This is a genomic window from Clostridium ljungdahlii (assembly GCF_001636845.1).
Classification (GTDB): Bacteria; Bacillota; Clostridia; order Clostridiales; family Clostridiaceae; genus Clostridium_B; species Clostridium_B ljungdahlii_A.
Window position 1 is genome coordinate 85,600 of record NZ_LITT01000065.1, and the last position, 19,967, is coordinate 105,566.

A 19,967-nucleotide genomic window follows, 5' to 3' on the forward strand; every position below is an offset into this window, starting at 1 on the left:
TCTAAAATCTATTATTTTAAGATAATTGCTTACTTAGAGAGTATCAAGGAGAAAGAAAAAGAACATGAGTTTCTTTTAAATTAAAGATTTTTCGTAGTGTAGCGAAGAAAAATCTTCCTTCACTGTCCACTGTCAATTGTCCACTGTCCTCTTGAAAATATTGTTTCGCAATATTCTTATTAAGTTAATTTCTTACGTACGAAAGTTGAGTCAATATACCTAAAAAATATGAAAGGATGTGCCAAATATGCTAAAAGGATTTTTTGATAAATTAAAAAATGGACTTGAAAAAACCAAAAGTAATTTAACTGGAAAAATAAGTGACATGTTAACTAGTGCTGTCAGTATAGATGATGACTTGTATGAAGAATTGGAAGAGATACTTATAACAGCAGATATAGGTGTTGAAACCACTACTTATATTATAGATAAATTAAAAGAAAAGATAAAAGAGCAAAAAATAAAGGATCCTTCTCTTATAAACCAGTGCTTAAAGGAAGTTATTATAGACATATTGGGGGATGAAAAAAATAGTATTGAACCTGAAAAAACTCCTGAAATAATCCTTGTAATAGGGGTAAATGGCGTGGGAAAGACTACTTCAATAGGGAAAATGTCTTCAAAACTTAAAGATAGTGGTAATAAAGTAATTATGGCAGCTGCAGATACTTTTAGGGCAGCAGCTATAGATCAATTAGAGGTGTGGAGCAGGAGAGCCGGTGTTGATATAATAAAACATCAGGAAGGTTCTGATCCTGCAGCAGTTATATTTGATGCTGTTCAGGCAGCAAAAGCACGAAAAGCTGATGTGCTCATATGTGATACTGCAGGTAGATTGCATAACAAGAAAAACTTAATGGACGAATTGAGTAAGATAAATAGGGTAATAGACAGGGAATACAAAGAAGCATTTAAACAAACTTTACTTGTATTAGATGCAACTACGGGACAAAATGCAGTACAGCAGGCAAAACAATTTACTGAAGTATGTCCTATAGATGGTATAATACTCACTAAGCTAGATGGTACCGCTAAGGGTGGAATTGTAATATCTATTAAGCATAGTCTAGATATACCTGTAAAATTAATAGGAGTTGGAGAAGGCATAGATGATCTCCAGGAATTTTATAGCAGAGATTTTGTAGAGGCATTATTTTAAAATCTGTTAAGTAAAAGTACTTGACACCACCCGCAAATTTTGATATTATATATTTCGTTGAATAAAGAGCTTTTAATTTAGGCAGTCCACGTTCTAATAAATTAATTTAAGTTGAGATGGTATTATGGAAGAGAGGGTACAGCTTTCAATATTGCTCGATATATATGGTAAGCTTTTAACTGAGAAACAGCAAGATGTGATGGATTTGTACTATAATGAGGATCTTTCTTTAGCAGAAATATCTGAACACACTAGTACTAGTAGGCAGGCAGTATATGACATAATAAAGAGATGCCACAAACTTTTATTGCAGTATGAAGAAAAGCTTCATTTGTTAGAGAAGAATGAAAAGCTGAAAAAAAGTAAGCAATCTCTTTTAGAATTTATAGATTCACTTTGCTGTAATGAAAATAAAGAAATGCTTAGTAAAATAAAGAATTACATAATAGATAATATTTGAATTTAGGAGGATTATCATGGCTTTTGAAGGATTGGCATCTAAACTTCAGGAAACTTTAAAAAAGCTTAGAGGCAAAGGCAAACTTTCTGAAAAAGATATAAAAGATGCTATGAGAGAAGTGAAATTGGCACTTTTAGAGGCAGATGTTAATTACAAAGTTGTGAAAAATTTTATTAAAAGTGTCAGTGAAAAATGTATGGGAGAAGAAGTATTAAAAAGTTTGACTCCAGCACAGCAAGTTATAAAAATAGTAAATGAAGAACTTACATTATTAATGGGTAAAAATGAAAGTGGAATTGAGTATAATTCCAATGGATTGACTGTAATAATGCTTGTCGGACTTCAAGGTGCAGGAAAAACTACCATGTGTGGAAAATTGGCACTTCAACTTAGAAAAAAGAATAAGAAACCCCTTCTAGCAGCTTGCGATATATATAGACCTGCTGCAATAAAACAACTTCAAGTAGTTGGAAAAGAAATAGATGTTCCTGTATTTTCAATGGGAGATAAGGTAACAGCGGTAGATATATGTAAAGGGGCTTTGGAATATGCAAAAAACAACAATTTAAATGTAGTCATAATAGATACAGCAGGTAGACTTCAAATAGATGAAGAACTTATGGGTGAATTGAAGCAAATTAAGGAAAATGTAACCCCTGATGAAATCATGCTTGTAGTAGATGCAATGACAGGCCAAGATGCAGTTAATGTGGCTTCCAGCTTTAACGAACAGTTAAATATAAGTGGGGTCATACTTACAAAATTAGATGGAGATACGAGGGGCGGAGCAGCATTATCCATAAGGTCTATGACTGATAAACCTATAAAATTTGTAGGTATGGGAGAAAAAATGAATGATCTTCAAGTATTCTATCCAGATAGAATGGCTTCGAGAATACTTGGTATGGGAGATGTGCTTTCACTTATAGAAAAAGCACAGCAATCTATAGATAAAGAAGAAGCTGAAAAGTTAGGAAATAGAATGCTGAACAAGGAGTTTAACTTTGAAGATTTTCTAGCTATAATGCAGCAGACTAAGAAAATGGGACCTATAAGTAAACTTATGGAGATGGTACCAGGAGTTAACATGAAAGAATTAAAGGGAGTAGATTTTTCCAAGGGAGAACAGGAACTTGCAAAAATCGAATGTATAATTAACTCCATGACAGTAAAAGAAAGAAAAAATCCTTCTATTATAAGTGGTTCGTCTTCAAGAAAAAAGAGAATAGCATTGGGTTCTGGTACTACTATACAGATGGTAAATAAACTTCTAAAGGATTTTGAAAAGATTAAGAAGACTATGAAACAGTTAAATGGAATGAAAAAAGGGTTTAAAAAGGGACCATTTGGAAAGATGCCTTTTTAAAATAGAAGTAAGATTCATTGATATGAAAGCCATATGCTTGAATATTTTAAGGAGGTGATTATTAATGGCTGTAAAGATAAGATTGAGAAGAATGGGTGCTAAAAAAGCTCCATTTTATAGAATAGTTGTAGCAGATTCTAGATCTCCAAGAGATGGAAGATTTATAGAAGAAATAGGATACTATAATCCTACAACTGATCCAACCACTGTTAAATTTGACGAAGAAAAAGCTGTCAAATGGATAAAAGATGGTGCTCAACCAACTGATGTTATAAAAAAGCTTTTCGATAAAGCTGGGTTAAAAGATAAACTTGATAAGTAGTAACTGGGGGTGTATTAAGTGAAAGAGTTAGTGGAAATTATTGCTAAGTCATTAGTGGATAACCCAGATATGGTTCAAGTAAATGAAATTGCAGGTGAGCAATCTATAATTCTTGAATTAAAAGTTGCACCAGATGATATGGGAAAGGTGATAGGAAAACAGGGAAGAATAGCCAAGGCTATAAGAACTGTTGTAAAAGCAGCGGCTATAAAAGAGAATAAAAGAGTTGTTGTAGAGATAATATAAGAGTTAGATATTCTAACTCTTATATTTATATATATAATTTTAAAATTAAACGAAGGGAGTGAAATTATCCTCTTTTAGAAATTAAGCTTAAAACCTTAATTTTTGATATTTGGGATATTGTTCTATGAAAGATTTTATAACTGTAGGACAGATAATAAATACTCATGGAATAAAGGGAGAATTAAAGGTGTATCCTTTAACTGATGATATTGAAAGATTTAGGAAATTAAAATCTGCATATATAGATGGTACACTAAAAAATATAATAGAATGTAAACTTCAGTCAAATAAGGTTATACTTAAAATTGAGGGTATAGATTCTATAGAAGAAGCTATGGCTTATAAACAAAAATATATAGAAATTCCGCGAGATGATGCAGTTAAGTTGGAAGAAGGAACATATTTTATTACAGATATAATAGGATGCAGTGTAGTGGATGAGGATGGAACTTTTTATGGTAAGGTTGGGGATGTAATTCATACTCATAGTAATGATGTTTACTGGATAAAGGGAGAAAATGAACTTTTAATTCCTGCTATAGAAAATGTTGTAGTTAGCATAGACGTAGAAAAAGAAAAGATAGTTATAAAGCCGGTGAAAACATGGATGTAAAAATAGATATATTGACACTTTTTCCTGAAATGTTTGACATATTTAATTATAGTATAATTGGAAGAGCAATTAACAAAGGTATTTTACAAATAAATACTTTTGATATAAGAGAATTTACCATGGATAAACATAGAAAAGTAGATGATTATCCCTATGGTGGAGGAGCAGGAATGGTAATGGCTGCCCAGCCAATTGTAGATTGTATAAGAAAAGTTAAATGTCAAAATAATGGAAAAGTGATTTATCTAGGACCTAGAGGAAAAGCTTTTAACCAGTCTATGGCTAAAGAACTTTCAAAAGAGAGTGAAATGATATTTCTATGTGGACATTACGAGGGAATAGATGAAAGGGTTTATAAATATATAGACACTGAAATATCTATAGGAGATTTCGTAATAACTGGCGGGGAAATGGCGTGTATCCCAATTGTAGATAGTATATGTAGAATGATTCCTGGTGTACTTGCCAAAAGCGAAAGCTATATGGAAGAATCTTTTTATAATGGATCACTAGAATATCCACAGTATACTAGACCGGAATGTTTTGAGGGGGATAACGTACCAGAGGTTCTTTTATCTGGACACCATGAAAATATAAAAAAATGGAGACGAATGAAATCACTTGTAATAACTAAAAGTAAGAGGCCAGATTTATTTCAAAAACTGAAATTATCCACAGAAGACAAAAAATTCATAGATTTATACGAAAAGAACATATAATGTAAATTTTTAATTATATATTGAATTTGATATGTAAATATGCTAGAATGTATTTTGTGTGCTATACAGACGTTCCTCTATCTGCTATAAGGCTGGATAAGAACGTTGAATAATTATTAGGAGGTAATGCACAGTGTTAGATATAATAAAACAAATAGAAAGTGAACAGATAAGAACAGATCTTCCAAAATTCAATGTAGGTGATACAGTAAAAGTTCATGTAAAGATTAAAGAAGGAAATAGAGAAAGAGTACAGGTTTTCGAAGGTGTAGTTTTAAAAAGACAAAACGGTGGAATAAGAGAAACCTTTACTGTTAGAAGAGTTGCTTATGGTGTTGGTGTTGAAAGAACTTTTCCAGTAAATGCTCCTATAATAGATAAGATAGACGTAGTTAGAAGAGGTAAAGTTAGAAGAGCTAAATTATACTATTTAAGAGATAGAGTAGGTAAAGCAGCTAAAGTTAAAGAGATATTAAAATAAGAAAAGGGGGCTTTATAAAGTCCTTTTTTTGTATTTAAGGTGGTGTGAAGTTTTTATGAAGGAATTGCTAGATCTAGGTAAATCCATACTAGTAGCTATAATAGCAGCATTTTTAATTATAACTTTTGTATTTGAAACTGTAAGTGTAGATGGGCATTCTATGGATCCAACTTTAAATAATAAGGATAGATTAATTGTAGAAAAAGTTAGCTATTATTTTAGAGCTCCAAAACCAGGTGATATAGTTGTAATAAAGTACCCGGCAGATCCTAAAGAAAAGTTTATTAAAAGAGTAGTTGCAGTAGGTGGAGACAAAGTTAAGATTGAAAATGGAAAACTTTATGTAAATGATGTGGCTAAAGATGAGCCTTATATATTAGAACCTATGGTTACAGGAGACTTTAATGAAGTTACTGTACCTAATAATACGGTATTCGTACTTGGAGATAATAGAAATAACAGCAGGGATAGTAGATTTTCTGATGTAGGTTTTGTAAGCTATAAACTAGTAGTGGGAAGAGCTGCTTTTAGGATATATCCATTTAACAGATTTGGAACGTTGAAGTCAGCCCATAAGTAGAAAGGAAGAAATTATATGGATATAAATTGGTTTCCAGGGCATATGGCCAAGACAAAAAGAGAGATGAAACAAAATCTTAAGTTGGTAGATGCAGTTATAGAGATAAGAGATGCTAGGATAATAAGATCCAGCAAAAATCCAGAAGTAGATGATATTTGTGGATCAAAACCTAGAATAATACTTCTAAATAAGAATGATTTAAGTGAGGATAGTGTAACCAAAAAATGGATTAAATATTTATCAAATAAAAACATCAAGGCTCTTGCTGTAAATTCAAATACAGGACAGGGTATTAAAGGTATAAAACCATTATTAAATGAGCTCTTAAAAGAAAAGCATGATAGAATGAAAAATAAGGGTATTTCAAGTATAACTGATAGGGTAATGGTAGTAGGTATACCTAATGTAGGTAAGTCTTCATTTATAAACAAAATGGCTAAAAATAGTATAGCAAAAACAGGAGATAAGCCGGGAGTCACAAGGAGCAAGCAGTGGATTAAAACTAAGCTTGGAATAGAACTGATGGACACACCTGGAATATTGTGGCCTAAGCTGGAAAGTCAGGAAACCCAGCTCCATTTAGCCTTTACGGGAGCTATAAAAGATGAAATCATGGATATTGAAGAGCTTGCATTAAGCCTTTTGAAGGACTTATGTGAAAGATATCCTAAAAGGCTAATGGACAGATATAAGTTATCTGAATTAAGTGAAGATCCTTTAGTAAATATGGATAATATAGCAAGAAAGAGAGGAGCTATAGTATCTGGAGGAAAGATAGATTACAATAGAGTTTCTGTTATAATTTTGGATGAATTTAGAGGAGGAAAGCTAGGACCTATTTCTCTTGAAGATCCATTAGATTTTAATTGAATTAAACTTCTGAAAGGTGTATTTTAAATAATGGAAGATAGCGAAAGTGTAGATTTAAACATAAATAAAGAAAATTTTTCATGGAATGAACTAGAAAAATTTAAATTCGATAAAATAAAGCATGCAATAAAAAATTTGGAAGAAGGCTATTTTGACCTAAATGAGGATGAAATCAAAAAAGTTATAGGAAATTTAAAGTTAGACAAAAGAAAAAATGTGAGATCGTTGTCTTCAAGCTTTTACAAATTTATTTTAAATAAAAATTTAGAGATTTCCAGAGTAAGAAAAATGTATGAATTCGATAAATCTTTTGGAAATCATATATATACAGCTGGTGTAGATGAAGTTGGAAGAGGACCTCTGGCAGGTCCAATAGCTGCTGGGGCAGTGGTACTCAATTTGAATTATAATGAAGATAGAGAATTGATTTTAGGCATAAAGGATTCTAAAAAGCTTACGCCAAAACGTAGATGTGAGCTTGCAAAGGTTATAAAAGAAAGGGCTCTTGCTTATAATATTGCAGTTATAAACAATATTGAAATAGATAAGAGGGGAATATCTTGGTGTAATAATGAAGTGTTAAAAAGAGCAGTAGAAGGTCTCAAATTACCTGTAACTATGGCATTATCTGATGGATATGCGGTAAAAAACTTGTCCACTAATAATGAGTTTGTAATAAAAGGTGATGCAAAGAGTGCTAGTATAGCTGCAGCTTCAATTATTGCCAAGGTATACAGAGATAGCCTCATGGAAGAATACTCTCATCTGTATACAAATTATAAGTTTGAACAAAATTCTGGATATGGAACTAAAGATCATATAGAATCTATAAAAAAATATGGCGTTTGTAAAATACATAGAATAAGTTTTTTAAAAAACATATTGTAGATAAGCTCATATTTCAAAGGCATCTTTAATTAGCTTTATAGATGAAATGCCGTCATGAGGGTTAACCATAACTTCTATTACATCAAACCTAAAATTGAATCTAAATAGCTTTTTTTTAGCTATATACATTTTAGCAGTATTACATATTCTCATACGTTTGGTGTAATTTACGGCTTCACCAGGACTGCCATATAGAGTATTACAGCGTGTTTTCACTTCTATAAAGCAAATATAATTGCCGTCTTTTCCTATTATATCTATTTCCCCAAGTTTACAATGAAAATTTCTTTCTAGCAGAGTATATCCAATTTGTTTGAGGTAAATTTCAGCTATATCCTCACCTAGAGAACCTATATCTTTATTAAAAGAATGCATAAAAATCTCCTTTTATTTTTCAAATTATGAATACGATTACCATAAACTAGATATACTTATTAAGCCTGTTTTTAAACTATGTACAACATCAGGTATATATATATTTATGAAAATCAATAAAAAGAATATAGAAAGTACACTTCCAATACTTATGATATCAGAATTTTTGTTTTGTATTCCAGTAAAAAATAATATGAAACTGAAAAACATACCAAGTATAACAAGTAAAAAGTACATACACATCACTCCTATTAAATTGATTTTATGTAAAAAAATAACTTAATTCTATTATACAATTTTTAAAACTTAAAATAAAGCTTTCATAGGAATTTTATGGAAATTACAAAAACTTCTCATCTAAAAATTTTCTATAGTGCAAAGCTTCTACTAGGTGGGATTCTTGTATTTTTTTGCTATTGTTTAAATCAGCTATAGTTCTGGCTACTTTTAATATTCTGCTATAAGCTCTGGTTGTTAAGTTGTACTTAACATAAATTGATTTTATAAGTAACAGACACCTTTCATCTAGATTGCAGTATTTTCTTATTAATTTGCTGCTCATTTCTGAATTGTAGTGTATTCCTTCATTTTTAAATCTTTGTTTTTGAATTTTTCTTGCCTTTTCTACTCGGCTTTTTATATTTTTAGAAGGTTCACCTCTGGAGTAATTTTCAATATCTTTGAAGTCTAGAGAATTTACGAAAGTGAATAAATCTATCCTATCAAGTATAGGTCCAGATAGTTTTGATATATATCTTTTCCTTTGAAGCTCAGTACAATTACACTCTTTTTTAGAGGCAAAATTTCCACAGGGGCATGGATTAGTGGCTAATACAGTCATAAAATTACAGGGAAAGGTTACCCTACCATATGCTCTATTTATAGTTATCTTTTTTTCCTCTAAAGGCTGTCTTAAAGTTTCAAGGACATTTTTCCTAAATTCTAAAATTTCATCTAAAAAAAGTACTCCATTATGGGCTAGGGATATTTCACCAGGCATCAAATTTTTTCCACCTCCTATTAGAGAAGCGGTTGTACTTGTATGGTGTGGATTTCTAAAGGGAGGCCTTGTTATTAGACCTTCATTTTTGTTTAAACTTCCAGTTACACTGTATATTTTAGTTACTTCTAGGGCATCCTCATAACTCAAATTTGGTAGAATAGTTGGAATCCTCTTTGCCATCATAGTCTTACCAGACCCGGGAGGACCTATCATAAGTATATTATGATTTCCAGCAGCAGCAACTTCTAAAGCCCTTTTACAGCTTTCTTGTCCTAATATATCTGAAAAATCTAATGCATTTTTACTTTCAACATTTATTGTTTTATGACTAAATGGTACCAAATCTCTATATTTTATGAAATACACAACTTCCCTTAAATTATTGAATGCATAACAATTAATTTTATTTATGGCAGAGCATTCTTCTGCATTTCCTATAGGAACTATAAAATTCTTAATATTGTTTTTCATACCTTCTATTGTTATAGGAAGAACACCTCTTACCTTGTTGAGTTCTCCAGATAAAGACAATTCACCCATGATTAAAAAGTTTCTGCAATCGACAAAGTTTATTTGATTTGTGGCCATTAATATACCAAGGGCTATAGGTAAGTCAAATAAAGATCCAACTTTTCGCATATCAGCAGGAGCTAAGTTTACTATTATTTTTTTTACAGGAAATTCAAAACCTGAATTTATGATAGAAGCTTTAACTCTCTCTTTAGATTCTTTTACAGAAGTATCCGCAAGACCTACTATATTAAAGCAGGGAAGCCCTCTTTCTATATCTACTTCTACGGATACTATATTTCCTTCTACACCTAAAAATGAAGCTGTATTTAGTTTAACTGCCATAATTATTATCACCTCTACTTAATTCTTGACAATAAATTTGTATTTTAAACTTTTAAATATAGGTGGGAATAAATCAAATTATGAAGCTAATACTAATTTTGATTTGAATAAAATGTATGGATTATGAGCATAATTTTTACATAATTATAGATATGGGATGTGAATAATATATGAACATATATGATTTGTGGTTTGCTTGTGTTAAAATATCAAATAAGTTGAAAATTTCTATCTTAAAAAAATTTAAAAGTACAAGAGAAGTATATATTCACAGTATTTACAATGATGGTTTTACATTTTTACGTAAAAGTTATCCTAAAATATACGATGAATTTAAAAAGGCTTGGAATAGCTATGAGTTGGAGAATATGCTGCAATACTGCAGTACAAATGGAATCAATGCTATAAATTTTTGTGATACAGTATATCCTGCGAGATTAAAAAATTATGAGGATTCTCCAGCAGTTTTATTTTATAAAGGAAATATAAAAAAACTCAACGATAATTTTAGTGTGTCTATTGTAGGTGCTAGAGATTGTAGCTTGTATGGTAAAAATTTAGCTACATTAATAAGTAGAGAAGTTGCTGTGAATAATATAAGTGTAATAAGTGGTATGGCAAGAGGAGTTGATAGTTATGCACAGAGTGCAGCTGTTGAAAAAAATGGATATACTTGTGCTGTGCTTGGATCGGGGGTAGATGTTATATATCCCAGACAAAATAGAAAATTATATGAAAGTATTCTGAAGGGAGGATGTGTGCTATCAGAGTTTGTTCCTAAGACAAAACCTTATCCTTATAATTTTCCACTCAGAAATAGAATTATAAGTGGATTGAGTGATGTGGTAATTGTAATTGAAGCAGGTGATAAAAGCGGAGCACTAATAACAGCAAGCTGTGCTTTGGAACAGGGCAAAGATGTTATGGCAGTACCAGGATCTATATTTTCTTCTAAGAGTAGGGGAACGAATAAACTTATAAAAGATGGAGCTTATGTATTTACATGTTTAGAGGACTTATTTGATATATTACCTGTAGAGTATATTAATAAAACCTGTGAAAAAAAACATAAATTAAGTTGCAAAGAAGAAAAAATATGTAGTGTAATAGGACATATTCCCATGCATATAGATGAAATAAGTAGAACAACTAATGTTGACATAAAACGATTATATGAGTTATTATTTGAATTGCAGTTAAAAGGTGAGATAATGTGTCTTGCAGGTAATTATTATGTAAAAGCTGAAGGTAGCGAGAGTATTACAAGATAGTACATATAATTTAATTAAAAATAATATTTAGTCAAGGGTTTAAATATGATGGCTAAAATCTAAGGGGGGTGTACACTCTGGAGTGAGCTTAAATATGCCAGAGTATATATAAATGGGACAAAAATTAGTTATAGTTGAATCACCAGCAAAGGCTAAAACCATAGGGAAATATTTAGGTAAAAATTATGTAGTCAAGGCTTCAATGGGTCATGTTAGGGATCTTCCCAAAAGTCAACTAGGAGTTGATATAGATAATGAATATACTCCTAAATATATAACTATAAGAGGAAAGGGTGAGCTTTTAGATAAGCTGAGAAAAGAAGCAAAAAAAAGTGAAAAAGTCTATTTGGCTACTGACCCTGATAGAGAAGGGGAAGCTATTTCTTGGCATCTATCTCATGCGTTAAAATTAGATGAAAATGAAAAATGTAGAATAGAATTTCACGAAATTACAAAAAATGCTGTAAAAAGTTCAATAAAATCTGCTAGATTAATAAATATAAATTTAGTTAATGCACAGCAGGCTAGGAGAGTACTTGACAGGTTAGTTGGATACAAGATAAGTCCTATACTTTGGAGAAAAATTAAATGGGGTCTAAGTGCAGGAAGAGTACAATCAGTAGCTCTCAAAATGATATGTGAGAGAGAAAAGAAAATAGTAGATTTTGTGCCACAGGAATACTGGACTATAGAATGTGAACTTCATAAAGAAAATGAGAGTAAATGTTTTAATGTAAAGCTTACTACATTTAATAAGAAAAAAATTGAAATTGGTAGTAAAGATGAAGTGGATAAAATTATAGAAGAGTTAAAACAAGGACAATTTATTGTAAAATCAATAAAAAATACTAATAAAAATAGGACTCCTCTTCCTCCATTTACTACAAGTACATTACAGCAAGATGCCTATAAAAAATTAAATTTTTCTACTAAACGAACTATGTCCATAGCCCAACAGATATATGAAGGAGTGGACATAAAAGGGTATGGAACTATAGGTCTTATCACATATATGAGAACTGATTCAGTTAGAATAGCACAAGAAGCTCAGGAAGCTTGTAGAGATTTTGTAGCAAATAAATTTGGAAAGGAGTATATTGAAGAAAAGCCTAGGAACTTTAAAAGTAAAAAAAATATACAGGATGCACATGAAGCTATAAGACCTACTAATGTAGAAATAACACCTGAAATGGCAAAGAAAAATTTAAAACCAGAACAGTATAAACTTTATAATTTAATATGGAATAGATTTGTAGCAAGTCAAATGTCATCTTGCCAGATCGATGTTAAATCCATAGATATAGTGAATAACAATTATGGATTAAAAGTCAGTGGATCGCGAATAAAATTTGACGGATTTATGAAAGTCTACAAATATGCCACAGAAGAAGAGAAATCCGACATATCCCTTCCTAAGCTTAAAGAAGGAGAGAAATTATTAAAAAAGTCTATAGATGGAAAACAGCATTTTACACAACCTCCAGCTAGATTTTCTGAGGCATCTCTTGTAAAAACCTTAGAAGAAAATGGAATAGGCAGGCCTAGCACTTATGCTCCAATTTTATCAACTCTTTTGGATAGAAAATATATACAGAGGGAAAAGAAAACCTTAATTCCAACTGAATTAGGAGATATAGTTAATAATATAGTAAGTCAGTATTTTAAGCAGGTAGTAGATGTGGAATTTACTGCTGCAATGGAGTCCAAGTTGGATAGTGTTGAAGATGGAAAGGATGATTGGAGAAAAGTAGTAGGTGAATTTTATGAACCTTTAAAAAAATCCATTGAGATAGCAGAAAAGGAAGTTGCTAGAATTACTATAGAAGATAAGGTTACAGATATAAAGTGCGATAAATGTGGTAGAAATATGGTTATAAAGCATGGAAGATTTGGAGATTTTCTGGCATGCCCAGGATATCCGGAATGTAAGAATACAAAACCAATAGTGGAAGAGTTGGATGTAAAATGTCCTAAATGCCAGGGAAAAGTTTTGGTAAAAAGAAGTAGAAAAGGCAGAAAATTTTATGGGTGCAGTAATTACCCTGACTGCGATTTTGTAAGTTGGTTTGAACCTACAAACGAAAAGTGTAAAGAATGTGGAAACTATATGGTAAAAAAATACAATAAATCCAAAGGAAACTATTTGGAATGTTCCAATTCAGAATGTAAGCATAGAGAATATAAAGCTGTGGAGGATGGAGATGAAAAAACAGCTAAGTAAAAGTTATGTATTTTACATTTTAATAAACATTTAAAATAAAAGCTAGTTAAAAGTATAATCTTCGAGCGTAGATAAAGGTAAAATTTAGTCGAATTAAAATGATTATATTGAATTAAAATCATTATTATGTTATCATGATTAGTAGATAAAGAATAATTCTAAATATTTCAAAAAGTCTAAATTATTAATAATGTAATTAAAGAAAATTTTTTATACGGATATTTGCAAAAGATATATCTTTTTTATTGATAGGCAGGAATGTATATGCAATGTTTATGTGTAAGAGATAATGTAGTGGTAACAAGGAGGGTTATAAATGTCAACACTATTAGACAAAACAAGAAAATTGAATAAGATATTACAGAAATCAGGAACAGAACCAGTAGCTTTTGAAGATATATGTAAATTGTTAAGTGAAGTTTTGGAATGTAACGTTTATATTATAAGTAGAAGAGGAAAAATATTAGGATATAATTTTCCAGATGGTTTTGAATGTTATATAGTTAAGGAGAAAGTAATAAATGAAATGAAATTTCCTGAACAGTATAACAATAAGCTTTTAAATGTACACGAGACTTTGGCCAATTTAAGTAATAATGGAATTTGCGTTTTTGAAGATGGAACTTCCTGTGATATAGATAATAAGCTTACAACTATAGTTCCTATAGTAGGTAATAGAGAAAGATTAGGAACCCTATTATTAGCAAGTTTTGGAGAAAAATTTACAGATGATGATTTAGTATTAGGAGAATATAGTGCAACTATAATTGGACTTGAGATATTAAGATCTAAAAATGAAGAAATAGAAGAAGAAGCCAGAAAGAAAGCAGTAGTTCAATTAGCTATTGGAACTTTGTCGTACTCGGAATTGGAAGCAGTGGAACATATATTCAGTGAGTTGGATGGAAATGAAGGATTACTTGTAGCATCGAAAATAGCTGATAAGGTGGGAATAACTAGGTCCGTTATTGTAAATGCACTTAGAAAATTTGAAAGTGCAGGAGTTATAGAATCTAGGTCACTTGGAATGAAGGGAACTCATATTAAGATATTAAATGAAAAATTAATGGATGAGTTAAAGAAGATAAAATAAAAAATACTAATTTTTTGTTGAATACATTTAAGCCTTGTGGTATACTACATAAGGTAATTAATACACACATTATCTAATTCACAAAAAGGTGCCAAAAGGTATTTTGTGAATATGAAGATGATGGAGGAAAAACCTAGGAGGGAAAAATTAATGTCAGTTATTTCAATGAAACAATTATTAGAAGCAGGTGTTCATTTTGGACATCAAACAAGAAGATGGAACCCTAAAATGGCTCCTTATATTTTTACAGAGAGAAATGGAATCTATATAATAGATTTGCAGAAAACAGTAAAAAAAGTAGAAGAAGCTTATAATTTTATAAGGGAAGTTGCAGCAGAAGGAAAAGATATATTATTTATTGGAACTAAAAAGCAAGCTCAGGAAGCTATTAAAGAAGAAGCAAAAAGAAGCAATATGCATTATGTAAACAACAGATGGCTTGGAGGTATGCTTACAAACTTTGCAACTATAAAGACAAGAATAGCTAAATTAGAAGAGTTAGAGAAAATGGAAGAGGATGGAACATTTGAAGTTCTTCCTAAAAAAGAAGTTATAAAGTTAAATAATGAAAAAGAAAAGTTAGAGAAAAATTTAGGTGGAATAAAGACGATGAATGCTGAAAATGTAGGAGCACTTTTCATTGTTGATCCAAGAAAAGAAAAAAATGCTATATCTGAAGCTAAAATTTTAGGCATTCCAGTAGTAGCTATAGTTGATACAAATTGTGATCCTGATGAAATAGATTATGTTATACCTGGAAATGATGATGCAATAAGAGCTGTAAAATTAATTACATCTAAAGTTGCAGATGCAGTAATGGAAGGAAGACAGGGAGAACAATTAGCTGAAGAAGAATAATATATGAAAATTAGAGAATGTTTATATATAGGTCGAATACAAGTAGGAGAGGAGCTGAAAAACCGTTGATTGGCAATTGCTTAAAAATTATGATTGCCATATAAGTAGGGTGTAATGCATCCGAATTTACGCTCTGGGAGTGTCAGACCAAGAGAAGACAAAGCTTCAGACACTGTGAGCAGAGAAGTAAGCTATAAGGTTTTGTTGTATTTTTGAATAATCTATAGCTTTTAGATGACGGAATATAATTATGATAACTGCACAGATGGTAAAAGAACTTAGAGAAAGAACCGGAGCAGGAATGATGAACTGCAAAAAAGCTTTAAATGAAGCAAATGGTGATACTGAAAAAGCCATTGAAATATTAAGAGAAAAGGGTCTATCAGCTGCAGCTAAAAAGTCTGGCAGAGTAGCTTCTGAAGGACTAGTTAAAACATATATTTCAGAGGATGGAAAAATTGCTTCAATAGTAGAAGTAAACTGCGAAACAGATTTTGTATCTGTAAATGAAGATTTTGTAGGTTTTGCAGATAATATAGCAAAACAGGCAGCTTTAACAAGTGCGACTACTGTAGAAGAATTAGAAAAAGAAAAATATATAGCAGATGATACTAAGACTGTAAAAGATGCATTAGTAGACTTAATTGCAAAATTAGGTGAAAATATGACACTTAGAAGATTTAAGAAATTTTCTGTTTCAAAGGGTTTAATCGAAAGCTATATTCACGGTGGCGGAAGAATAGGAGTTTTGGTTAAACTTGAATGTGAAAATGAGAGTCCTGTCCTAAAGGAAGTTGCAAAAGATGTAGCTATGCAGGTAGCTGCTGCTAATCCACTATTCTTAGATAAGAATACAGTTGATACTGATGCTTTAGAAAAGGAAAAGGAAATATATAGAGTTCAAGCTTTAAATGAAGGAAAACCAGAAAAAATCGTTGATAAGATAGTTATGGGAAAAGTTCAAAAATATTACAAAGAAAACTGCTTAGTAAATCAAGTATGGGTTAAGGATTCAGACTTTACTATGGATAAATACCTTAAAGATAAATCAAAGGAAGTTGGAGCTGAAATAGAGATTTCTGATTTTGTTAGATTTGAAAAGGGTGAGGGAATAGAGAAGAAAGAAGAAAACTTTGCCGAAGAGGTTCGTAAGCAGATGGAAGGTAAATAGTAACTGAAAAGAGAACACGCCGTGTTCTCTTTTTTTGGGGCATGAACTTTTTAAGTTTTATATTTCATTTTATCATAATTTGGAGGTATAATATAGATGGGTAATCTTAAATACAAAAGAGTAATGCTTAAACTTTCAGGGGAAGCTTTGGCAGGAGAAAAAGGATATGGGCTGGATTTTGATGTAGCAAAAAGTATAGCAATTGAAATAAAAGAACTCACATCTATGGGAATATCAGTAGGAGTTGTTGTAGGTGGCGGCAATATCTGGAGAGGAAGAAGCGGAGAGGGTATGGATAGAACCACTGCAGATTATATGGGAATGCTTGCTACATGTATAAATGCTCTGGCACTTCAGGATTCATTGGAAAACTTAGGTGTAAATACTAGAGTTCAGACAGCTATCGAGATGAGAGAAGTAGCAGAACCATTTATAAGAAGAAGGGCAATGAGACATTTAGAAAAAAATAGAGTGGTTATATTTGCTGCAGGCACTGGAAATCCGTATTTTTCAACAGATACAACTGCAGCTCTTAGGGCAGCGGAAATAGAGGCAGATGTTATACTTTTGGCTAAAAAAGTAGACGGTGTATATGACAAAGATCCTCATAAATATAAAGACGCTCAAAAATTTGACAGGTTAACTTATATTGAAGTGTTGGATAAAGGACTTCAAGTTATGGATTCTACAGCTACATCACTTTGCATGGATAATGATATACCTATATTAGTATTTGGATTAGATAATCCAGAAAATATAAAAAAGATTGTTCTTGGAGAAAGAATTGGTACACTTGTTTGTAAAGAATAAAAATGAGGAGGTATTTTCTTATGATCAAGGATACTTTAAATAAAGCAGATGGAAAAATGGGTAAGACCATAGATGCTTTAAAAAGTGAATTAGCTTCTATGAAAGCAGGGAGGGCTAGTGCAGCACTGCTTGATAGAATAGAGGCAGAATACTATGGCTCAATGACTCCTATAAATCAATTGGGAAACATATCTATTCCAGAACCAAGAGTACTTTGTATACAACCTTGGGATAAAACGGCCTTAAAGGCAATAGAAAAGGCAATATTGAAATCTGACCTAGGTATAAATCCATCTAATGACGGAGAAGTTATCAGATTGGTTATACCTGAACTTACAGAAGAAACTAGAAAAGATATAGTAAAGAATGTAAAGAAAGCAGGAGAAGATTCAAAGGTTGCCGTAAGAGCAATAAGAAGAGAATGTAATGATAATATTAAAGCTCTTAAAAAAGAAAATGATATTTCTGAAGATGAAATAAAAAAGGCTGAGGCAGATGTTCAGAAAAAAACTGATGACTTTATAAAAAGGATAGATGAAATAATTAAAAAGAAAGAAAACGAAATTATGTCACTATAAAGCAAGCAGTTATTGTATAAAAATATATTTGGATTTTTAAAACCTGCGCAAATCCGCAGGTTTTTGTTAAATATGGTTTTATCCAAGGGCTATGCGCTTTAATACTCCTATGCACTCTGTTTATTAAAATTAAAACTTTGTATTGAAATGAGGTGTACTATGGTAAAATTTTTTAATTTGAATAAAAACGAAGACCAGGACAATAAAGAAGTACATATTGATTTAAACAATATTCCAAAGCATATAGCTATTATAATGGATGGAAATGGTAGATGGGCTAAAGAAAGAAACTTGCCTAGAGCTATGGGACATAAAGCAGGAGTAGAAGCTGTAAGAGAGATCGTAAAAGAGTGCAGCAAGTTAAATGTAAAGTATTTAACACTATATGTTTTTTCTACAGAAAATTGGAAAAGGCCTAAGGATGAAGTAAGTACTCTTATGAAGCTTTTAGTTCAATATTTAAAAAAAGAATTAAATGAGTTAAATGAAAATAATGTTATTATAAACTATATTGGAGATATAAGTAAGCTGCCTGTGCCTTGTCAAGAGCAATTAATCATATCTCATAAGAAAACTAAAACTAATACCGGACTTGTTCTAAATTTGGCAGTAAATTATGGTGGAAGAAATGAAATTGTAAGGGCCTTTAAACTTATGTATGAAGATATAAAATCTAAAAAGATAAAAGAAGAAGATATAGATGAGGACACTATATCAAAGTATTTGTATACTAGAGGTATGCCAGATCCTGATATTATAATAAGGCCAAGTGGAGAACAGCGTTTAAGCAATTTTCTATTGTGGCAGTGTGCATACTCTGAATTTTGGACTTCCAACGTAAAGTGGCCTGATTTTAAAAAAGAACATCTTTATAAGGCTATTTCTGATTATCAAAATAGAGATAGAAGATTTGGAGGATTAAAATAACTGTATATTGGGGATGTAAGTTAGAATTTTACTTAAAATCCCCAGGGATACTTTATTCTATGGAGGTGGAGCTTTGAATAATAGATATTTAGGAGCATTTGCACTTATACCATTTATTTTAATATTATTCTTAGGTGGAATTTATTTAAAATATGGGATTATGATCATTTCACTTATGGGAATGTATGAATTTTATAAAGTAATAAAACAAAAAAATATAAATCCTATAAATATAGTAGGATATCTGCTTTGTATATCATACTATGTAACCTTAAGAGTAGAGGCAAATTATAAATTTGTATTTTTTGCTATTATAGTGTCAATTTTTATGACGCTTTGTATTCCAGTTTTAGATGTGGAATATAATTTTTTAGATGTAGCAACTACTTTGTTTGGTTTTCTGTATGTAGCAGTATTTTTTAGCACTATAGTTTTAGTAAATAGCAGTAGTTATGGTAACTATTTAGTGTGGATTATAGTTATATCTTCCTGGTGCTGTGATACAGCAGCTTATTATACGGGGAAATTTTTAGGTAAGAGAAAACTATGCCCTAAGGTGAGTCCTAAAAAGACGGTGGAAGGTTCTATAGGTGGAATAATTGGCAGTGCAGTGGCTTGTGGAGTCTTTGGACTTTTTTTAATTCAAAGAGGTGTTCCCATATCATTTTATCATTATATAGTAATGGGAATAATTTGTGGAGCATTTTGTCAGTTCGGAGATCTAGCAGCTTCTTCTATAAAGAGATATGCGGGGGTAAAGGATTATAGTAATCTTATACCAGGTCATGGTGGGATCTTAGATAGATTTGACAGCATACTTTTTTCAGGAGTTATAGTTTATTACTATCTAACCTTTGTAGCTGTAATTTAAGTAGTGAACCCAAATCTCCGATTTGGTGTGAGTCACTTACTCATTCGACCGAAGGGAGAAGGAGTTACATAAATTAGAACCCAAATCTTAACAAGTTAAGAATTAATAATTAAAAGTTAATAGTGAAGGATGATTTTTAGCTATCGCAAAAAATTCTTAAATTTATATAAATCAGCAATGTTTCGCTTTAGCGAAACGAGTGATGAAAATCTACATTAACTATTAATTCT

The 19,967-nt window shown here is 31.2% G+C and carries 23 protein-coding genes; 20 read left to right on the top strand and 3 right to left on the bottom strand.

The window, feature by feature from the left end; genetic code table 11:
* The first annotated feature begins 247 nt into the window (after nucleotides 1-247).
* The 11 genes from ftsY to WY13_RS20000 all read left to right on the top strand — a co-directional run bounded on the left by ftsY (nucleotide 248) and on the right by WY13_RS20000 (nucleotide 7,704).
* Entirely contained in the window at nucleotides 248-1,159 is a 912-nt protein-coding gene (gene ftsY / locus WY13_RS19950; protein WP_063557297.1) for a signal recognition particle-docking protein FtsY, read from the top strand.
* A gap of 124 nt (nucleotides 1,160-1,283) precedes the next feature.
* A complete protein-coding gene (locus WY13_RS19955) occupies nucleotides 1,284-1,619 on the top strand; it encodes a putative DNA-binding protein (protein ID WP_063557298.1) in 336 nt (111 codons plus the stop codon).
* A gap of 16 nt (nucleotides 1,620-1,635) precedes the next feature.
* Nucleotides 1,636-2,985 (top strand): signal recognition particle protein, encoded by a 1,350-nt coding sequence (gene ffh, locus WY13_RS19960; RefSeq protein ID WP_063557299.1) that lies wholly within the window; start codon nucleotides 1,636-1,638, stop codon nucleotides 2,983-2,985.
* Between the two features lie 64 nt (nucleotides 2,986-3,049).
* A complete protein-coding gene (rpsP, locus tag WY13_RS19965; protein ID WP_063557300.1) occupies nucleotides 3,050-3,307 on the top strand; it encodes a 30S ribosomal protein S16 in 258 nt (85 codons plus the stop codon).
* An 18-nt stretch (nucleotides 3,308-3,325) separates the two neighbouring features.
* A complete protein-coding gene (locus WY13_RS19970) occupies nucleotides 3,326-3,553 on the top strand; it encodes a KH domain-containing protein (protein WP_013237955.1) in 228 nt (75 codons plus the stop codon).
* 124 nt (nucleotides 3,554-3,677) lie between these two features.
* Complete coding sequence (gene rimM / locus WY13_RS19975; protein WP_063557301.1) at nucleotides 3,678-4,166, top strand: ribosome maturation factor RimM; 489 nt, start codon at nucleotides 3,678-3,680, stop codon at nucleotides 4,164-4,166.
* On the top strand, nucleotides 4,157-4,885 hold the full coding sequence (gene trmD / locus WY13_RS19980) for a tRNA (guanosine(37)-N1)-methyltransferase TrmD (RefSeq protein WP_063557302.1): 729 nt from the start codon (nucleotides 4,157-4,159) through the stop codon (nucleotides 4,883-4,885). Before rimM ends, trmD begins: the two co-directional genes overlap by 10 nt.
* A gap of 133 nt (nucleotides 4,886-5,018) precedes the next feature.
* Nucleotides 5,019-5,366 carry a 50S ribosomal protein L19 gene (gene rplS / locus WY13_RS19985; protein WP_063557303.1) on the top strand — a complete coding sequence of 116 codons (348 nt, stop codon included), beginning with the start codon at nucleotides 5,019-5,021 and terminating at the stop codon, nucleotides 5,364-5,366.
* Nucleotides 5,367-5,421: 55 nt separating this feature from the next.
* On the top strand, nucleotides 5,422-5,946 hold the full coding sequence (gene lepB / locus WY13_RS19990) for a signal peptidase I (protein WP_063557304.1): 525 nt from the start codon (nucleotides 5,422-5,424) through the stop codon (nucleotides 5,944-5,946).
* 15 nt (nucleotides 5,947-5,961) lie between these two features.
* Complete coding sequence (gene ylqF / locus WY13_RS19995; protein ID WP_063557305.1) at nucleotides 5,962-6,816, top strand: ribosome biogenesis GTPase YlqF; 855 nt, start codon at nucleotides 5,962-5,964, stop codon at nucleotides 6,814-6,816.
* Between the two features lie 30 nt (nucleotides 6,817-6,846).
* Nucleotides 6,847-7,704 carry a ribonuclease HII gene (locus tag WY13_RS20000; protein WP_063557306.1) on the top strand — a complete coding sequence of 286 codons (858 nt, stop codon included), beginning with the start codon at nucleotides 6,847-6,849 and terminating at the stop codon, nucleotides 7,702-7,704.
* A gap of 6 nt (nucleotides 7,705-7,710) precedes the next feature.
* On the opposite strand, the gene WY13_RS20005 is transcribed toward WY13_RS20000, so the two are convergent.
* The 3 genes from WY13_RS20005 to WY13_RS20015 form a co-directional block, all read right to left on the bottom strand.
* The gene (locus WY13_RS20005) at nucleotides 7,711-8,079 is read right to left on the bottom strand and encodes a YraN family protein (protein ID WP_063557307.1); all 369 of its coding nucleotides are present in this window, start codon (nucleotides 8,077-8,079) and stop codon (nucleotides 7,711-7,713) included.
* Between the two features lie 36 nt (nucleotides 8,080-8,115).
* The gene (locus tag WY13_RS20010; RefSeq protein WP_023163122.1) at nucleotides 8,116-8,316 is read right to left on the bottom strand and encodes a hypothetical protein; all 201 of its coding nucleotides are present in this window, start codon (nucleotides 8,314-8,316) and stop codon (nucleotides 8,116-8,118) included.
* Nucleotides 8,317-8,419: 103 nt separating this feature from the next.
* On the bottom strand, nucleotides 8,420-9,937 hold the full coding sequence (locus WY13_RS20015) for a YifB family Mg chelatase-like AAA ATPase (protein WP_063557308.1): 1,518 nt from the start codon (nucleotides 9,935-9,937) through the stop codon (nucleotides 8,420-8,422).
* 170 nt (nucleotides 9,938-10,107) lie between these two features.
* Here WY13_RS20015 and dprA point away from each other — a divergent pair, with 170 nt between their 5' ends.
* From dprA to WY13_RS20060, 9 genes are all read left to right on the top strand, one after another.
* Nucleotides 10,108-11,208 (top strand): DNA-processing protein DprA, encoded by a 1,101-nt coding sequence (gene dprA, locus WY13_RS20020; RefSeq protein WP_063557309.1) that lies wholly within the window; start codon nucleotides 10,108-10,110, stop codon nucleotides 11,206-11,208.
* Nucleotides 11,209-11,320: 112 nt separating this feature from the next.
* Nucleotides 11,321-13,429 carry a type I DNA topoisomerase gene (gene topA, locus WY13_RS20025; protein ID WP_063557310.1) on the top strand — a complete coding sequence of 703 codons (2,109 nt, stop codon included), beginning with the start codon at nucleotides 11,321-11,323 and terminating at the stop codon, nucleotides 13,427-13,429.
* 316 nt (nucleotides 13,430-13,745) lie between these two features.
* The gene (gene codY, locus WY13_RS20030) at nucleotides 13,746-14,522 is read left to right on the top strand and encodes a GTP-sensing pleiotropic transcriptional regulator CodY (RefSeq protein ID WP_063557311.1); all 777 of its coding nucleotides are present in this window, start codon (nucleotides 13,746-13,748) and stop codon (nucleotides 14,520-14,522) included.
* Between the two features lie 150 nt (nucleotides 14,523-14,672).
* The gene (gene rpsB, locus WY13_RS20035) at nucleotides 14,673-15,380 is read left to right on the top strand and encodes a 30S ribosomal protein S2 (RefSeq protein ID WP_023163123.1); all 708 of its coding nucleotides are present in this window, start codon (nucleotides 14,673-14,675) and stop codon (nucleotides 15,378-15,380) included.
* 250 nt (nucleotides 15,381-15,630) lie between these two features.
* Nucleotides 15,631-16,551, top strand: a complete 921-nt coding sequence (tsf, locus tag WY13_RS20040; RefSeq protein ID WP_063557312.1) for a translation elongation factor Ts — start codon at nucleotides 15,631-15,633, stop codon at nucleotides 16,549-16,551.
* A 96-nt stretch (nucleotides 16,552-16,647) separates the two neighbouring features.
* Nucleotides 16,648-17,361 carry a UMP kinase gene (pyrH, locus tag WY13_RS20045; RefSeq protein ID WP_063557313.1) on the top strand — a complete coding sequence of 238 codons (714 nt, stop codon included), beginning with the start codon at nucleotides 16,648-16,650 and terminating at the stop codon, nucleotides 17,359-17,361.
* A gap of 20 nt (nucleotides 17,362-17,381) precedes the next feature.
* Nucleotides 17,382-17,939: a ribosome recycling factor gene (gene frr, locus WY13_RS20050; protein ID WP_063557314.1), complete on the top strand. Its 558-nt coding sequence runs from the start codon at nucleotides 17,382-17,384 to the stop codon at nucleotides 17,937-17,939.
* A 159-nt stretch (nucleotides 17,940-18,098) separates the two neighbouring features.
* Complete coding sequence (locus WY13_RS20055) at nucleotides 18,099-18,866, top strand: isoprenyl transferase (protein WP_063557315.1); 768 nt, start codon at nucleotides 18,099-18,101, stop codon at nucleotides 18,864-18,866.
* Between the two features lie 73 nt (nucleotides 18,867-18,939).
* Nucleotides 18,940-19,737, top strand: a complete 798-nt coding sequence (locus WY13_RS20060) for a phosphatidate cytidylyltransferase (protein WP_063557316.1) — start codon at nucleotides 18,940-18,942, stop codon at nucleotides 19,735-19,737.
* The last annotated feature ends 230 nt before the right edge of the window (nucleotides 19,738-19,967 follow it).

Excerpts from the sequence above, each read along its gene's own strand:
- ftsY (WP_063557297.1), top strand. The coding sequence starts at position 248 with ATGCTAAAAGGATTTTTTGATAAATTAAAAAATGGACTTGAAAAAACC.
- WY13_RS19955 (WP_063557298.1), top strand. The coding sequence starts at position 1,284 with ATGGAAGAGAGGGTACAGCTTTCAATATTGCTCGATATATATGGTAAG.
- ffh (WP_063557299.1), top strand. The coding sequence starts at position 1,636 with ATGGCTTTTGAAGGATTGGCATCTAAACTTCAGGAAACTTTAAAAAAG.
- rpsP (WP_063557300.1), top strand. The coding sequence starts at position 3,050 with ATGGCTGTAAAGATAAGATTGAGAAGAATGGGTGCTAAAAAAGCTCCA.
- rimM (WP_063557301.1), top strand. The coding sequence starts at position 3,678 with ATGAAAGATTTTATAACTGTAGGACAGATAATAAATACTCATGGAATA.
- trmD (WP_063557302.1), top strand. The coding sequence starts at position 4,157 with ATGGATGTAAAAATAGATATATTGACACTTTTTCCTGAAATGTTTGAC.
- lepB (WP_063557304.1), top strand. The coding sequence starts at position 5,422 with ATGAAGGAATTGCTAGATCTAGGTAAATCCATACTAGTAGCTATAATA.
- ylqF (WP_063557305.1), top strand. The coding sequence starts at position 5,962 with ATGGATATAAATTGGTTTCCAGGGCATATGGCCAAGACAAAAAGAGAG.
- WY13_RS20000 (WP_063557306.1), top strand. The coding sequence starts at position 6,847 with ATGGAAGATAGCGAAAGTGTAGATTTAAACATAAATAAAGAAAATTTT.
- WY13_RS20005 (WP_063557307.1), bottom strand. The coding sequence starts at position 8,079 with ATGCATTCTTTTAATAAAGATATAGGTTCTCTAGGTGAGGATATAGCT.
- WY13_RS20010 (WP_023163122.1), bottom strand. The coding sequence starts at position 8,316 with ATGTACTTTTTACTTGTTATACTTGGTATGTTTTTCAGTTTCATATTA.
- WY13_RS20015 (WP_063557308.1), bottom strand. The coding sequence starts at position 9,937 with ATGGCAGTTAAACTAAATACAGCTTCATTTTTAGGTGTAGAAGGAAAT.
- dprA (WP_063557309.1), top strand. The coding sequence starts at position 10,108 with ATGAACATATATGATTTGTGGTTTGCTTGTGTTAAAATATCAAATAAG.
- topA (WP_063557310.1), top strand. The coding sequence starts at position 11,321 with ATGGGACAAAAATTAGTTATAGTTGAATCACCAGCAAAGGCTAAAACC.
- codY (WP_063557311.1), top strand. The coding sequence starts at position 13,746 with ATGTCAACACTATTAGACAAAACAAGAAAATTGAATAAGATATTACAG.
- rpsB (WP_023163123.1), top strand. The coding sequence starts at position 14,673 with ATGTCAGTTATTTCAATGAAACAATTATTAGAAGCAGGTGTTCATTTT.
- tsf (WP_063557312.1), top strand. The coding sequence starts at position 15,631 with ATGATAACTGCACAGATGGTAAAAGAACTTAGAGAAAGAACCGGAGCA.
- pyrH (WP_063557313.1), top strand. The coding sequence starts at position 16,648 with ATGGGTAATCTTAAATACAAAAGAGTAATGCTTAAACTTTCAGGGGAA.
- frr (WP_063557314.1), top strand. The coding sequence starts at position 17,382 with ATGATCAAGGATACTTTAAATAAAGCAGATGGAAAAATGGGTAAGACC.
- WY13_RS20055 (WP_063557315.1), top strand. The coding sequence starts at position 18,099 with ATGGTAAAATTTTTTAATTTGAATAAAAACGAAGACCAGGACAATAAA.